The 14,695-nt window shown below is 74.4% G+C and carries 16 protein-coding genes; 10 read left to right on the top strand and 6 right to left on the bottom strand.

Features of this window, described 5'->3' with window-relative positions:
* Positions 1-3: 3 nt before the first annotated feature.
* From tpx to BLU55_RS18330, 3 genes are read left to right on the top strand one after another with little or no spacing between them, the layout of a single operon-like run.
* Positions 4-498: a thiol peroxidase gene (gene tpx, locus BLU55_RS18340; protein ID WP_091732752.1), complete on the top strand. Its 495-nt coding sequence runs from the start codon at positions 4-6 to the stop codon at positions 496-498.
* Positions 499-510: 12 nt separating this feature from the next.
* Entirely contained in the window at positions 511-1,383 is an 873-nt protein-coding gene (locus BLU55_RS18335; RefSeq protein ID WP_091732750.1) for an LLM class F420-dependent oxidoreductase, read from the top strand.
* 21 nt (positions 1,384-1,404) lie between these two features.
* A complete protein-coding gene (locus tag BLU55_RS18330) occupies positions 1,405-3,048 on the top strand; it encodes a phospho-sugar mutase (RefSeq protein ID WP_091732747.1) in 1,644 nt (547 codons plus the stop codon).
* 27 nt (positions 3,049-3,075) lie between these two features.
* On the opposite strand, the gene BLU55_RS18325 is transcribed toward BLU55_RS18330, so the two are convergent.
* Both BLU55_RS18325 and BLU55_RS18320 read right to left on the bottom strand, forming a co-directional pair.
* Complete coding sequence (locus tag BLU55_RS18325) at positions 3,076-3,618, bottom strand: PH domain-containing protein (RefSeq protein WP_091732744.1); 543 nt, start codon at positions 3,616-3,618, stop codon at positions 3,076-3,078.
* 7 nt (positions 3,619-3,625) lie between these two features.
* The gene (locus BLU55_RS18320) at positions 3,626-3,805 is read right to left on the bottom strand and encodes a hypothetical protein (RefSeq protein ID WP_091732741.1); all 180 of its coding nucleotides are present in this window, start codon (positions 3,803-3,805) and stop codon (positions 3,626-3,628) included.
* A 114-nt stretch (positions 3,806-3,919) separates the two neighbouring features.
* On the opposite strand from BLU55_RS18320, the gene BLU55_RS18315 reads away from it, so the two are divergent.
* Positions 3,920-4,828 carry an alpha/beta fold hydrolase gene (locus BLU55_RS18315; protein WP_091732738.1) on the top strand — a complete coding sequence of 303 codons (909 nt, stop codon included), beginning with the start codon at positions 3,920-3,922 and terminating at the stop codon, positions 4,826-4,828.
* Here BLU55_RS18315 and meaB read toward each other — a convergent pair.
* Positions 4,825-5,796 (bottom strand): methylmalonyl Co-A mutase-associated GTPase MeaB, encoded by a 972-nt coding sequence (meaB, locus tag BLU55_RS18310; RefSeq protein WP_091732736.1) that lies wholly within the window; start codon positions 5,794-5,796, stop codon positions 4,825-4,827. The two genes, BLU55_RS18315 and meaB, sit on opposite strands and share 4 nt — an antisense overlap.
* Complete coding sequence (locus BLU55_RS18305; protein ID WP_091732733.1) at positions 5,796-6,989, bottom strand: acetyl-CoA C-acetyltransferase; 1,194 nt, start codon at positions 6,987-6,989, stop codon at positions 5,796-5,798. Before BLU55_RS18305 ends, meaB begins: the two co-directional genes overlap by 1 nt.
* 173 nt (positions 6,990-7,162) lie before the next feature.
* Between BLU55_RS18305 and mce the strand changes: the two genes are divergently transcribed.
* The 6 genes from mce to BLU55_RS18275 all read left to right on the top strand — a co-directional run bounded on the left by mce (position 7,163) and on the right by BLU55_RS18275 (position 13,548).
* Positions 7,163-7,606 carry a methylmalonyl-CoA epimerase gene (mce, locus tag BLU55_RS18300; RefSeq protein ID WP_091732730.1) on the top strand — a complete coding sequence of 148 codons (444 nt, stop codon included), beginning with the start codon at positions 7,163-7,165 and terminating at the stop codon, positions 7,604-7,606.
* 123 nt (positions 7,607-7,729) lie between these two features.
* Positions 7,730-8,707, top strand: a complete 978-nt coding sequence (locus tag BLU55_RS18295; protein ID WP_091734237.1) for an AAA family ATPase — start codon at positions 7,730-7,732, stop codon at positions 8,705-8,707.
* The gene (locus tag BLU55_RS18290; protein ID WP_091732727.1) at positions 8,704-9,654 is read left to right on the top strand and encodes a DUF58 domain-containing protein; all 951 of its coding nucleotides are present in this window, start codon (positions 8,704-8,706) and stop codon (positions 9,652-9,654) included. The genes BLU55_RS18295 and BLU55_RS18290 overlap by 4 nt, the downstream gene beginning before the upstream one ends.
* The gene (locus tag BLU55_RS18285; protein WP_091732724.1) at positions 9,651-10,598 is read left to right on the top strand and encodes a VWA domain-containing protein; all 948 of its coding nucleotides are present in this window, start codon (positions 9,651-9,653) and stop codon (positions 10,596-10,598) included. The genes BLU55_RS18290 and BLU55_RS18285 overlap by 4 nt, the downstream gene beginning before the upstream one ends.
* A 128-nt stretch (positions 10,599-10,726) precedes the next feature.
* Positions 10,727-12,064, top strand: a complete 1,338-nt coding sequence (gene ccrA, locus BLU55_RS18280) for a crotonyl-CoA carboxylase/reductase (RefSeq protein ID WP_091732721.1) — start codon at positions 10,727-10,729, stop codon at positions 12,062-12,064.
* Between the two features lie 191 nt (positions 12,065-12,255).
* Positions 12,256-13,548: a coiled-coil domain-containing protein gene (locus BLU55_RS18275; RefSeq protein ID WP_091732719.1), complete on the top strand. Its 1,293-nt coding sequence runs from the start codon at positions 12,256-12,258 to the stop codon at positions 13,546-13,548.
* 36 nt (positions 13,549-13,584) lie between these two features.
* Here the strand turns inward: BLU55_RS18275 and BLU55_RS18270 are convergent, their stop codons facing one another.
* Together BLU55_RS18270 and BLU55_RS18265 are read right to left on the bottom strand one after the other, a co-directional pair.
* Positions 13,585-14,379 carry an alpha/beta hydrolase gene (locus BLU55_RS18270; RefSeq protein ID WP_231916950.1) on the bottom strand — a complete coding sequence of 265 codons (795 nt, stop codon included), beginning with the start codon at positions 14,377-14,379 and terminating at the stop codon, positions 13,585-13,587.
* 81 nt (positions 14,380-14,460) lie between these two features.
* The gene (locus tag BLU55_RS18265) at positions 14,461-14,664 is read right to left on the bottom strand and encodes a hypothetical protein (RefSeq protein WP_091732713.1); all 204 of its coding nucleotides are present in this window, start codon (positions 14,662-14,664) and stop codon (positions 14,461-14,463) included.
* Positions 14,665-14,695 lie beyond the last annotated feature (31 nt).

Below are 14,695 nucleotides of genomic sequence, written 5' to 3'. Positions count from 1 at the left end.
GGCATGGCTACCACCGCACTCGGCCCCGACCCCGCCCAGACCTCCGGCGACCTGCCCGCCCCCGGCTCGAAGGCCCCCGACTTCACCCTGGTCGACACCGACCTGGCGGAGTTCTCGCTCTCCGACCTCCCGGGCCGCACGGTCATCAGCATCTTCCCCAGCATCGGCACCGGCGTCTGCCAGGCCAGCGTCCGGAAGTTCAACGAGCTGGCCTCCGGCCTCGAGGACACCACCGTCCTCAACGTCTCGGTCGACCTGCCCTTCGCCCTGACCGGCTTCTGCGCCGCGGAGGGCCTCGAGGACGTCAAGGTCGCCTCGGCCTTCCGGTCCGGCTTCGGCGACGACTACGGCGTGCGCCTGCTCGACACCAAGTTCGAGGGCCTGCTGGCCCGCGCGGTCGTGGTCGTCGACACCGACGGCACCGTCCTGCACTCCGAGCTGGTCCCGCAGATCGGCCAGGAGCCCGACTACGACGCCGCCGTCGCGGCGCTCGGCTGACGGGACCGGACGATGAAGCTCGCCGTCCACGCCGCTGACCTGACCTGGCCCGGTGGGGCCGGCGAGCTGGCCACCACCCTGGCCGGGGTCGCCCGTGCCGCCGACGAGGGCGGCGTCACGACCCTGACGATGATGGACCACTGGTTCCAGATGGAGCAGATGGGCGGCCCGGCCCAGCCGATGCTCGAGGGCTACACCTCCCTCGGCTTCCTCGCGGGCGTGACCACCCGCGTCGAGCTCGGCCTGCTCGTCACCGGCGTGACCTACCGCCACCCCGGGCTGCTGGCCAAGACCGTGGCCACCCTCGACGTGCTCTCGGGCGGTCGGGCGCTGTTCGGCATCGGTGCGGCGTGGTACGACCGCGAGCACCACGGCCTCGGCGTCCCCTTCCCCTCGATGAAGGAGCGCTTCGAGCGGCTCGAGGAGGCGATCCAGGTGTGCGAGCAGATGTGGGGCCCCGACGAGGGCGCCTACGACGGCACCCACTACCAGCTCGCCGAGACCGTGTGCCGGCCGATGCCGCTGCGCGAGGGCGGCCCGCGGGTCCTGGTGGGCGGCTCGGGCGAGCGCAAGACGCTGCGGATGGTCGCGCAGTACGCCGACGCCTGCAACCTGTTCGCCACCGACCGCGACGAGCTGGCCCACAAGCTCGAGGTGCTCGACCGCCACTGCGCCGACCTCGGCCGCGACCCGGCCGAGATCCAGCGCACCAACATCTACGGCGGTGACGTGCTCGGCGACGTCGACGGCTTCCTGCGCCAGGCCGAGACCTGGGCCTCGCTCGGGCTCGACATGGTGTGGGTCGGCCCCTCCTCCGACGACCCGGTCGGCAGCGTCGAGCGGCTGTGCACCGAGGTGCTGCCCCGGCTGGAGCAGCTGGGCTGAGCCTCGCCTAGGTTGGCCGTCATGAGCACCGCTCCCGACGCCGACCTGCTCGACCGCGCCCGCGCCTGGCTCGCCGAGGACCCCGACCCCCGCACCCGCGAGGAGCTCCAGGCGCTGGTCGACGCCGAGGACCTCGACGCCCTGGCCGACCGGTTCTCGGGGTTCCTCGAGTTCGGCACGGCCGGGCTGCGGGGCGCCCTGGGCGCCGGTCCGATGCGGATGAACCGCGTCGTGGTGCTGCGCGCGGCGGCCGGCCTCGCGGCGTACCTCCTCGACCAGGGGGCGCGCCCCGGCGACCCCGTCGTCATCGGGTACGACGCCCGCCACCTCTCCGACGTGTTCGCCCGCGACACCGCGGAGGTGATGGCCGGGGCCGGGCTGGCGCCGCGCGTGCTGCCGCGACCGCTGCCGACCCCCGTGCTGGCCCACGCCATCCGCGACCAGGGCGCCGTCGCCGGCGTGATGGTGACCGCGAGCCACAACCCGCCCCAGGACAACGGCTACAAGGTCTACCTGGGCGACGGCAGCCAGATCGTGCCGCCGGCCGACGCCGGGATCGCCGCCCGCATCGAGGCCGTCGGCCCGCTGGCGTCGGTCCCGCGGGGGGATGCGATCGAGGTGCTGGGCGAGGAGCTGCTCGACCGCTACCTCGCGGGCGTGGTGCGCCTGGCCGAGGGCAGCCCCCGCGACCTGCGCCTCGTCTACACCCCGCTGCACGGGGTCGGCGGCGCCACCGTGCTGGCCGCCCTGCAGCGGGCCGGGTTCCCCGAGCCCCACGTGGTCGAGGCGCAGGCCGAGCCCGACCCCGACTTCCCGACCGTCGCCTTCCCCAACCCCGAGGAGCCCGGCGCGATGGACCTCGCGCTGGCCCGCGCCGAGGAGGTGGGGGCCGACCTGGTCGTGGCCAACGACCCCGACGCCGACCGCTGCGCCGTCGCGCTGCCCGGCCCCCACGGCTGGCAGGCGCTGCGCGGCGACGAGCTCGGCGTGCTGCTGGGCGCCCACCTGCTCGACCGCGGCGTGCAGGGCACCTACGCGACCTCGATCGTGTCGTCCTCGATGCTGGGCCGGCTCGCCGCCGCGGCGGGCCAGCCGTACGCCGAGACGCTCACCGGCTTCAAGTGGATCGGCCGGGTCCCCGACCTGGCGTTCGGCTACGAGGAGGCGCTGGGCTACTGCGTCGACCCGCAGCAGGTCCGCGACAAGGACGGCGTCTCGGCGCTGCTGCTCGTGTGCGACCTGGCCGCCCGCCTCAAGGCCGAGGGCCGCACCCTGCGCGACCGGCTCGACGAGCTCGCGACCACCCACGGCCTGCACGCCACCGACCAGCTCTCGGTGCGGATGGACGACCTCGCCGCCATCCCCGCCGTCGTCGACCGGCTGCTCTCGGCCCCGCCCACCTCGCTGGGCGGCCTGGCCGTCGAGCGGGTCGACGACCTCAACCAGGGCGCCGGGCCCGGGCTGCCGCCCACCAACGGGCTGCGGCTCGTGCTGGCCGACGACGGCCGGGTCGTGGTGCGCCCGTCGGGCACCGAGCCGAAGCTCAAGTGCTACCTCGAGGTGGTCGTGCCCGTCGGCGAGGGCGGCGTCGACGCCGCCCGGATCGCCGCGGTCGGGCGTCTCGACGCGATCCGCTCGGACCTGGTGGCCGCCGCGGGGCTGTGAGGCCCGGGGGGTCGTGGAGCCGCACCCTCAGCGGTCGGCGGTGGGCAGCCGCTTGCTGCGCAGGCCGGCCTTCTTCTGGACCCGCTGGATGGTGAGGTTGCGCTCGTCGATGCGCGGCACGAAGCGGATCTCGCGCAGCCCCTGCTCCTGGGCGGCCGACTCGAAGGTGAAGTGGCCGAAGCCGAGGACCCGGCCGTGCAGCGGCTTCTCGACCGAGATGTCGAGGATGCGACCCAGCGGCATCGAGGCCTCCTTGCGGTTGAGCAGGCCGTGCACGCGGAACACCTTGTCGCTGGTCACCACGAAGCGGTCGATGTTGCGCTGCATCGCCATCACCGCGCCCCACCCCATGACGGCCAGGCCGGCGAGGAAGGGGAACCACGCGCCGTCGGGGCGGCTGAAGAGGAACAGCACCCACACCGCGAGCCCGAGCAGCCCGACCAGGGCCGGCACGACGTAGACCACCCAGTGCTTGGTGACCTCGTCGGCGATGACCTCGTCGTCGACGCCGTCCTTGAGCAGGCGGTCGCCGATGTCGGGGTCGGTCAGCCAGTGCCAGAGCCTGCCCACGGCGGGCCTAGCTGGTGACGGTGGACAGGAAGCGGCTCAACGCGTCGAAGAGCTGCATCAGGAGGTCCCAGATGGCCGTCCCGATCTCGCGGACCATCGAACCGGCGCCGTTGGGGTCGGTGAACAGGAACCACAGCAGGAAGAGCACGACCACCAGGCCGACGCCCTTCTTCAGCACGCCTGTCATCAGCTGCTCCTCACACCCCCGCGGAAACGCCCGCGCGAGCACGCGGGACGACTCTTTCTACCAACCCCGGGCGCCCCTGCCCGGCAGGCGCGCACGGCCGGGCATGATCGGGGCATGACCTCCTCCCCCGTCGCCGCTCCCACGCCGGTCCCCGTCGAGGTCGAGGGCGGGACCCTGGCGACCTTCCGCTACGGCGCCCCCGAGGCGCCGCCCGAGCGGACGGTGCTCGCCGTCCACGGCATCACCGCCTCCTCGCGCGCCTGGCCGGCCGTGGCCCGGGCGCTGCCCGACGACTGGTCGCTCGTGGCCGTCGACCTGCGCGGCCGCGGCGCCTCGCGCGACCTGCCCGGCCCCACCGGCCTGGCCCGCCACGCCGACGACCTGTCCCACGTCGCGGCCCACCTCGACCCCGAGGAGACCGGCGGGCTGGTGCTGCTCGGCCACTCCATGGGCGCCTACGCCGCGCTGCTGCTGGTGGACGACGACGCCACGCCGTACCGCCGGCTGGTGCTCGTGGACGGCGGCGTCCCGCTGCCCGTGCCCGACGGCGTCGACCACGACGAGCTGCTCCAGGCCACCCTGGGCCCGGCGCTGGCCCGGCTGAGCCAGACCTACGAGGACGCCGAGGCCTACGTCGACTTCTTCCGCGCCCACCCCGCGCTGGGGCCGCACTGGAGCGCCGACGTCGAGACCTACGTGCGCTACGACGCCCTGGAGACGGCCGACGGGGTCCGCTCGCGCGCCGTCGAGGAGGCGGTGCGCGCCGACGGGCGCGACCTGCTGGTCCTGGGCGAGGAGCTCGACGAGGCCATGGGCCGGCTCTCGGTGCCGACCACGCTGCTGGTGGCGCCGCTGGGCATGTTCGGCGAGGCGCCCGGGCTGCTGCCCCCGGCCGCCGTCGAGCTGTACGACGAGGCGCTGGACGTGCTCACCGTCGAGACGGTCGAGGACGCCAACCACTACACGATCCTGTTCGACCCGGCCGCCGTCGCGCGGGTCGCGGCCGCGGTGAGCGCCGACTAGCGGGGGGCCTCCAGGCTGGCCAGCAGCCGGTCGGCCGCGGCGTACGGGTCGCTGCGGCCGTGGACGACCTCGTCGGCGAGGTCGTCGAGGGCGGCGTGCTCGTGGACGCCGCGCCACTGCTGGCGCAGGGTGGTGAGGGCGAGGTTCTCGATCTCGTCGCGGGCCCGCCGCCGGCGGCGGCGCTCCAGCTCCCCCGAGGCGACCAGGTGCTCGTGGTGGGACCCGATCGCGGCCGCCACCTCCTCGACGCCCTCGCCGCGGTCGGCCGAGGTCATCACGATCGGCGGCGTCCACGCCCCGGCGGCGCGCTCGGACAGGGCGACCACCGAGCGCAGCTCGCGCCGGACCTGGGCCGCGCCGTCGCGGTCGGACTTGTTGACGACGAAGACGTCGCCCACCTCGAGGATGCCGGCCTTGGCCGCCTGGATGCCGTCGCCCATGCCGGGCGCGAGCAGCACCAGGGTCGTGTCGGCCATCGCGGCCACCTCGACCTCGCTCTGCCCGACCCCGACCGTCTCGACGAGGACGACGTCGCAGCCCGCGGCGTCGAGCACGCGCAGCGCCTGGGGCGTGGCCCACGAGAGCCCGCCGAGGTGGCCGCGCGAGGCCATCGAGCGGATGTAGACGCCCGGGTCCAGCGCGTGCTCCTGCATCCGCACCCGGTCGCCGAGCAGCGCCCCGCCCGAGAAGGGCGAGGAGGGGTCGACGGCCAGCACCCCGACGCGCCGGCCCTGCCGGCGCAGCACCCCCACCAGGGCCGAGGTCGAGGTCGACTTGCCCACGCCCGGCGGGCCGGTGATGCCGACGACCTGGGCGTGCCCGGCGTGGGCGACGAGCCCGGCCATCACCTCGCGCAGCAGCGGGGAGGCGTCCTCGACCAGCGAGATCAGGCGGGCGACCGACCGGGGGTCGCCCTGCCGCGCGCGCTCGACCAGCGCGGGGACGTCCCCCGTCGACCGTCTCCCCATCAGGACGAGGCGGGCACCTTGATGACCAGCGCGTCGCCCTGGCCACCGCCGCCGCACAGCGCGGCCACGCCGGTGCCGCCGCCGCGCCGCTTCAGCTCGTGGGCGAGGTGGAGCACGATCCGGGCACCGGACATGCCGACCGGGTGGCCGAGCGCGATCGCACCGCCGTTGACGTTGACCTTCTCGTCGGGGATGCCGAGCTCGCGGGCCGAGGCGATCCCGACGGCGGCGAAGGCCTCGTTGAACTCCACCAGGTCGACGTCGGCGGCCGTGAGGCCCTCCTTGGCCAGCGCCTTGGCGGTGGCGTTGGCGGGCTGCAGCTGCAGGGTGGAGTCGGGGCCGGCGACCTCGCCGTGGGCGCCGATCTCGGCGATCCAGCTCAGGCCCAGCTCCTCGGCCTTGGCCTTGCTCATCACCACGACCGCGCAGGCGCCGTCGGAGATCTGCGAGGCCGAGCCGGCGGTGATGGTGCCGTCCTTGCGGAAGGCGGGGCGCAGCTTGCCGAGCGACTCCGCGGTGGTGTCGCCGCGCACGCCCTCGTCCTGGCTGACCACGACCGGGTCGCCCTTGCGCTGCGGGATCTCGACGGGCACGACCTCGTCGTCGAAGAGGCCGTTCTTCCACGCCGCGGCGGCCTTCTGGTGGCTCTGCGCGGCGAACTCGTCCTGCTCCTCGCGGGTCAGGTTGGCGTCGGCGCCGTTGCACTCCTCGGTCAGCAGGCCCATCGCCTGCTGCGTGGTCTGGTCGAACAGCGCGTCGTAGGCCATCGAGTCGACGAGCGCGACGTCGCCGTACTTGAAGCCCTCACGGGACTTGGGCAGCAGGTGGGGGGCGTTGGTCATCGACTCCATGCCGCCGGCCACGACGATCTCGTGCTGGCCCGCGGCGATGAGGGCGTCCGCCATCGCGATGGCGTTGACGCCCGAGAGGCACACCTTGTTGATGGTGATCGAGGGCAGCGACATCGGCAGCCCGGCCGCGACACCGGCGGTGCGGGCGGCGTTCTGGCCGGCACCGGCCTGGATGACCTGGCCCATGATGAGGTAGTCGACCTGGTCGCCCGAGACGCCGGCCTTCTCCAGGGCGCCCTTGATGGCGACGCCGCCGAGCTCCGCGGCGGTGAGGCTCTTCAGCCCGCCGAGCAGACGTCCGATCGGGGTGCGGGCACCGGCGACGATGACGGATCCGGACATGGGGACCTCCTGGCGGTACGGGGACGAGGAACGCGGGCGGCACGGCCGTGCCGGGGGCGTCATCGCACAGTAACCGCGATCGGCGCGCCGCAGCAGGGGTGGTTCACCCCGGTCGGTGTCGGACACGTCACACCCGGTTGAGCCTCCCCGACCCCCGCCCCAGACTGACCCGCATGAGCGCCAGCGACCTGCCGACCCACCTGTTCACCGCCATCGACCACGTGGGGATCGCGGTGCCCGACCTCGACGTCGCCATCGCGGAGTACCGCGACAAGTTCGGCATGCAGGTGCTCCACGAGGAGACCAACGAGGAGCAGGGCGTGCGCGAGGCGATGGTCGGGGTCGGTGACTCCGGCTCCTGCATCCAGCTGCTCGCCCCGCTGAGCGCCGAGTCGACGATCGCCAAGTTCCTCGACCGCAGCGGCCCCGGCCTGCAGCAGCTCGCCTACCGCGTCGAGGACGTCGAGCAGGTCAGCGCGGTGCTGCGCGAGCGCGGCCTGCGGCTGCTGTACGACGCCCCGCGCCGCGGCACGGCCGGCTCGCGGATCAACTTCGTCCACCCCAAGGACGCCGGCGGCGTGCTCGTCGAGCTGGTGGAGCCGGCCGCCTCCCACTGATCCCTTCACCGGGCTCCGCGCTCACCGCGGGCGAGCCATGATGACTGCGTGAGCGACGAGCCCCGCAGCACCGCGACCGACTCCGCCCTCCTCGAGCGAGCCCTGTTCGAGGTCAAGCGGGTGATGGTCGGCCAGGACGCGCTCGTCGAGCGGCTGCTGGTCGGCCTGCTGGCCCGCGGCCACCTGCTGCTCGAGGGCGTGCCCGGCGTGGCCAAGACCCTCGCGGTCCGCACGCTCGCCGACGTCATCGGCGGCGACTTCCACCGGCTGCAGTTCACGCCCGACCTGATGCCCGGCGACATCGTCGGCACCCGGGTGTGGCGACCGTCCTCGGAGAGCTTCGACGTCGAGCTCGGCCCGGTGTTCGCCCACCTCGTGCTGGCCGACGAGATCAACCGGGCGCCCGCCAAGGTGCAGTCCGCCCTGCTGGAGGCGATGGCCGAGGGCCAGGTGAGCATCGGCGCGACGTCGTACGCCCTGCCGCGGCCGTTCCTCGTGCTGGCCACCCAGAACCCCATCGAGTCCGAGGGCGTCTACCAGCTGCCCGAGGCGCAGCGCGACCGGTTCCTCATGAAGGTCGTCGTCGACTACCCCGACGAGGCCGAGGAGCTCACCATCCTGCAGCGGATGAGCGTCGACCCGCCGCGCTCGCGCGAGGTGCTCACCGTCGAGGACGTGCTCGCGCTCCAGGACGCCGCCGACCGGGTCTTCGTGCACCACGCCGTCGCGCAGTACGTCGTGCGCCTGGTCGTCGCGACCCGCGAGCCCGAGCGCCACGGCCTGGGCATGATCAAGCCCCACGTCGAGTTCGGGGTCAGCCCGCGCGCCACCCTCGGGCTGGTGGCCGCGGCCCGTGCCCTGGCCCTGATGCGCGGGCGCGACTACGTGCTGCCCCACGACGTCACCGACCTCGCCGCCGACGTCCTGGCCCACCGCCTGGTGCTCAGCTTCGAGGCCGTCGCCGAGGGCGTCGACCCGCGCCACGTCGTGGAGCAGGTGCTGCGGGTGGTGCCCGCGCCGCAGGTCGCCCCCCACGACACCCACGGCGACGTCCACGGGACCGCGCAGGGGACCGCGACCCCGGGGGCCGGTGTGGCATGAGCGACCACGCCCGCACCGCGCGCGCCTTCGCGGCGCTGGACCTGCGGGTCCGCAAGCGCGTGGCGGGCCTGCTGCACGGCGAGGAGACCGGCCTGCGCCTGGGCCCGGGCAGCCAGCCGGAGGAGGTGGTGCGCTACCGCCCCGGCGAGGACGACGTGCGCCGCATCGACTGGAACGTCACCGCCCGCAGCACCGAGCCCCACGTCTGGCGCACGCTGGCCGAGCACGAGCGCGAGACCTGGGTGCTGGTCGACGAGACGGCCAGCATGGACTTCGGCACCGTCGACCTCGAGAAGGGCGACCTCGCCGCCTGGGTCACCGGCGCGGTCGGGATCCTCAGCGAGGGCCCCGGCAACCGGATGGGCGTGGCCCACCTGCGCCCCGAGGGCCTCACCTGGACCGCCCCGCTGCCGCCGCGCGCCGCCGCGATGCGGGCGCTCTCGCGGCTCCCGGCCTCCCCCGCGGAGGCCGGATCGGCCAACGGCTCGCGCCCCACCGCGGTGGCCCACCCCGCCACCCTCGACCTCGCGGGCGCGATCGAGGCGCTCGGTGCCCGCCACCGCCGGGCCGGGGTCCGGGTGGTGGTGAGCGACTTCGTCGAGCCCGACGGTCGCGCCGAGCGGCCCTTCGCCTGGGAGCGGTCGCTGCGCCGGCTGGCGCTGCGCCACGAGGTGCTGGTCGTCGAGGTGGTCGACCCGCGCGAGCTGGAGCTGCCCGACGTCGGCCCGGTCGTGCTCGTCGACCCCGAGACCGGCCACCGCTGCGAGGTGTGGACCTCGTCGGTCCGCCTGCGCCAGCAGTACGCCGAGCTGGCCGCCGCCCACCGCGCCGCCGTCGCCGCGGCGGTGCGCCACGCCGGGGCCTCCCACCTGGTGCTGCGCACCGACGGCGACTGGGTCGCCGACCTGGCCCGCCACGTCGGCCGCCGCAGGGTGGTCCGCCGATGAGCTTCCTGTCCCCCTGGTGGCTGCTGCTGCTCCTGCCGGTCGCGGCGCTGGCCGTGCTCTACGTCGTCCAGCAGCGCCGCCGCAGCGCGTACGCCGTCCGCTTCGCCTCGCTGCCGATGCTGGAGCGGCTCGTGCCCCGGCGGCCGCGCTGGCGCCGCCACCTGCCGGCCTCGCTGCTGCTGCTGTCCTTCGTGCTGCTGGCCCTGGCCGCCGGCCGGCCCGAGGCCGAGGTGCGGGTGCCCCGCGAGCGCGCGACCGTCGTGGTCGCGGTCGACGTCTCCCTGTCGATGGAGGCCACCGACGTCGAGCCCAACCGGCTCGACGCCGCCTCGCGGGCCGCGGTCCGCTTCGTGGAGGGCCTGCCCGAGGGCTTCGACGTCGGCGTGGTGACCTTCGCCGGCCAGACCACGGTGGCCGCCCCGCCGTCGCAGGAGCGGCAGCCGGCGATCGACGCGCTGGAGAACCTCACGCTGGCCACCCGCACCGCGATCGGCGAGGGCGTGTTCACCTCCCTCGACCAGGTCGCGGCGACCGCCCGGCGCGAGGGCGGCGAGCCGGTCCCGGCCCACGTGGTGCTGCTCTCCGACGGCACCAACACCGTCGGGCGCACCCCCGACCAGGCGGCACGGGCGGCGGTCGAGGCCGGCGTGCCCGTCTCGACCATCGCCTACGGCACGCCCGAGGGCACGGTCGTCAGCCAGGGCCAGGTCGTCGGGGTGCCCGTCGACGAGGCCACGCTGGCCGCGCTGGCCGACACCAGCGGCGGGACGGCGTACACCGCCCGGAGCAGCGACGAGCTCGACGAGGTCTACGACGACATCCGCTCCTCGATCGGGCTGCGCACCGAGGAGCGCGAGATCACGCCGTACCTCAGCGCGCTGGCGCTGCTGCTGGGCCTCGGCGCGGCGGTCCTCTCCCTGCGATGGTCGGCGCGCCTGCCCTAGCAGCGGGGCTGGTCCCGTGCGTCCGCACGGGACCACTGAGACAAGGACCACACGTCGCAGACAGGGAAGTTACCGGTCGTTAATGTCGGGCCACCCAGCCCGCCGTACCCCTCCTAGGAGCGACGACCGTGCAGCAGATCCTCGACGCCATCCAGGCCGACGACACCTCCTCGGCGGACTTCGCCGCCCTCGAGCTCCCCGAGTCCTACCGGGCCGCCCTGGTCCGCAAGGACGAGGTCGACATGTTCGAGGGCCTCACCACCAAGGAGAAGGACCCGCGCAAGTCGCTGCACGTCGAGCACGTCGCGCTGCCGGAGCTCGGCCCCGGCGAGGCGCTGGTGGCCGTGATGGCCAGCGCCATCAACTACAACACCGTGTGGACCTCGATCTTCGAGCCGGTCTCGACCTTCGGCTTCCTCGAGCGCTACGGCCGGCTCTCCGAGCTGACCAAGCGCCACGACCTGCCCTACCACGTGGTCGGCTCCGACCTGGCCGGCGTCGTGCTCAAGACCGGCCCCGGCGTCACCCGCTGGAAGCCCGGCACCCGGGTGGTCGCCCACTGCCTCTCGGTCGAGCTCGAGGACCCCGACGGCCACTCCGACACCATGCTCGACCCGCAGCAGCGGATCTGGGGCTTCGAGACCAACTTCGGCGGCCTGGCCGACGTCGCCCTGGTCAAGGCCAACCAGCTGATGCCCAAGCCCGAGCACCTCACCTGGGAGGAGGCCGCCTCCCCCGGCCTGGTCAACTGCACGGCGTACCGCCAGCTGGTGAGCCGGAACGGCGGCGACATGAAGCAGGGCGACAACGTCCTGGTCTGGGGCGCCTCCGGCGGCCTGGGCGGCTTCGCGACGCAGTACGCCCTCAACGGCGGCGCCACCCCCGTGTGCGTGGTCTCCAACGAGGAGAAGGCCGCCATCGCCCGCAAGATGGGCGCGGAGCTGATCATCAACCGCTCCGAGGAGGGCTACCAGTTCTGGAAGGACGAGCACACCCAGGACCCGAAGGAGTGGAAGCGCTTCGGCGCCAAGATCCGTGAGCTGACCGGCGGCGAGGACATCGACATCGTCTTCGAGCACCCGGGCCGCGAGACCTTCGGCGCCAGCGTCTACGTCACCCGCAAGGGCGGCACCATCACCACCTGCGCGTCCACCAGCGGCTACATGCACGAGTACGACAACCGCTACCTGTGGATGAACCTCAAGCGCATCATCTCCTCCCACTTCGCCAACTACCGCGAGTCGTGGGAGGCCAACCGCCTCGTCGCCAAGGGCAGGATCCACCCGACCCTGTCGCGGACCTACCAGCTCGAGGAGGTCGGCCAGGCATCGCTCGACGTGCACCAGAACAAGCACCAGGGCAAGGTCGGGGTGCTGTGCCTGGCGCCCGAGGAGGGCCTCGGCGTGCGCGACGAGGAGCTGCGGGCGACGCACCTGGACAAGATCAACGCCTTCCGCGGCGTCTGATCCCGGTTCCTCCACCCGGGGCCCCGGTCTCCCCGCGTGGGGAGCCGGGGCCCGGACCTTTTGCCCCGGCGCGTCGCGCGAGCCGGGACGGGCATCGGTCGCACGCGTGGGCGACACTGGACGGCGTACGGCGGGACGGGCGCAGCCCGGGTGCCGGCGGCCACACCACACGGGGAACCAGAGGAACTTCTATGAGCAACCAGGGACTGTCCATCTTCGACCACGACGGCGACTCGTCCGGCGACTCGAGTGACTCGTCGGAGGACACCACGCAGGTGATCCCCGCCGTCGACCGCGGCGCCAAGGCCGCCCCGGCCGAGCAGCCGCAGGCCACGCAGACCAAGTCGCGCCCCCAGGCCCCCACGCAGCGCTCGACCGAGCCCGCCGCGCGCCCGGCCCCGCAGTCGAACCAGCAGGCGGCGCCGTCGCGCCCCGCTGCCCCGGCGCCGCAGCGCGCCTCGGCCGAGCAGCGCCCGGGCTCCACCTCCTCGGCCCCGCAGCTGCCCACCGTGCGCCGCGGCGGCTACGACACCGCCGCCGTGGACGCCTTCGTGCGGTCCGCGGCCTCGGAGAAGGCCGGCCTCTCGGCCAGCCTCGGTGAGTCCCAGCGCCGCCTGCAGGCCCTCGAGTCCGAGGTCGACGACCTGCGGACCAAGGTCGAGGAGCACGAGAACCCGACGTACGCCGGTCTCGGGGCCCGCGCCAACGAGATGCTGCGCCTCGCCGAGGAGCAGGCCGCCGAGGTCGTCGACGAGGCCAACGCCCAGGCCCAGCAGGTCCGCCAGCAGGCCCAGCGCGACGCCGCCGCCACCAAGTCGCAGGCCGAGGCCGACGCCGAGGACATGCGGATCGTGCAGACCCGCGAGCTCGACGAGACCCGCAGCCGCACCATGGCCGACATCGAGGCGCACCGCTCGCGCGCCTTCGCCGAGGCCGACGACCGGCTCGCCAACGCCAGGCGCGAGGCCGAGCAGCACCGCCTCGCCGCCGAGCAGGAGACCAACGCCCTGCGCACCGGCGCCGCCCGCGAGGCCGAGGCCGCCCGGGCCGCCGCCGAGCGCGAGGTCGCCGAGGCCCGCCGCGAGCTCGCGGTCGAGCAGGAGCGGCTGACCCGCGAGGCGGCCGCCAACCACGACGCGGCCACCGCCGAGACCCAGCGCCTGGTCGCCGAGGCCCAGGCCCGTGCCGACGCGGCCGAGAAGCGCGCGACCGAGGCCATCGACGCCGCCAACGCCGCGCGCGAGCAGGCCGAGCAGGAGTCCGAGCAGCTGGTCAGCCGGGCTCGCCGCGAGGCCGAGCAGATCGTCAGCGCCGCCAAGAAGCAGGCCGACGCGCTGCGCAACAGCGGCCACGCCGACTCCGAGCGGGAGCTGCAGGCGCTGCGCGCCGAGGTCGACCGCCTCGGGCGCCGTCGCGACTCGATCACCTCGCAGCTCTCGCAGCTGCGCGACGTGGTCGCGGGCTTCGGCTCCGACGACGACTGAGCCACCCGCTCGACCCGGGACCTGCGCCCCGGTGCGTCAGCCCTTCGGCTGGGGCACCGGGGTGTCCTGGTAGGCGCCGAGGTTGTGCGCGTTGTAGGCGCTGGTGTCGGCGACCTCCATGGGGCCGTCCCACTCCCGCGGCAGCGGCACCGCGACGGCTGGGTTGACGCGTCGCACGACCTCGTCGAGCACGGTCTCGGCGTCCCCGACCCACAGGTGCTTGGCGCCGGCGACCGGCACCACCTCGGCCTGGGCGAGCGGCGCGAAGCGCTCGCGGGCCGCGTCGGGCTGCAGGTAGTCGTCGTGCTCGGGCACGAGCGCGGTCACCGGCTTGCCCGACCCCGCCCAGCGCTCGAGGTCGGCGGGCGTGGAGAAGCGCAGCGGCGGTGAGAGCAGGATCGCGCCCGTGACCGCCGGGTCGAGGCCGTGCATCAGGGCGAGGTCGGTCCCGAAGGACCAGCCCAGCAGCCAGATGTCGGGCAGGTCGTGGAACTCCGCGTGCTCGATGGCCGCGGCGACGTCGAAGCGCTCGCCGTCGGCGTGGTCGAAGCTGCCCTCGCTGGTGCCCTGCTCGCTCCAGGTGCCGCGGGTGTTGAACCGCAGCACGGCCAGGTCGGCGAGCGCCGGGAGCCGGTTGGCGGCCTTGCGCAGGACGTGGCTGTCCATCATGCCGCCGTGGGTCGGCAGCGGGTGCAGGCAGATCAGCGTGGCGACGGGGTCGCGGTCCAGCGGCAGGGCCAGCTCGGCGACCAGGTGCAGGCCGTCCGCGGTCTGCAGGTCGACGGGCTCGCGGCGGGCGGGCAGGACCGAGTTGGCGCGGATGGTGGGCACAGGCGTCATGGTGCCACCGCGGGCACTCACCCCCGGGACCAGCCCGGACCAGCCGGGGACACGCCGGGGATCAGCCGGGGATCAGGCCGACCAGCGCACCGACTCCTCCACCACGTCGGCGAAGGCGTGCACGCCCCGCAGGTCGTCCCGGGTGGACAGCAGCGAGCTGACGCCCTGGAGGTGGCGGACGGCGAGGTCGCGGGTGGCACCCTCCCGCCGGCGGGAGGCGGAGGTGGTGGCGGCGAGCGTCGGGTCGGCGACGGGGGAAGCCTGGGTCATGGTCATGGATCAAGACTGACCCGCCGAGGTCACCGGC

Source organism: Nocardioides scoriae, from assembly GCF_900104965.1.
Classification (GTDB): domain Bacteria; phylum Actinomycetota; class Actinomycetes; order Propionibacteriales; family Nocardioidaceae; genus Marmoricola; species Marmoricola scoriae.
Note: the sequence above shows the minus strand (reverse complement) of the source record. Positions and strands in the feature narration are given on the sequence as shown.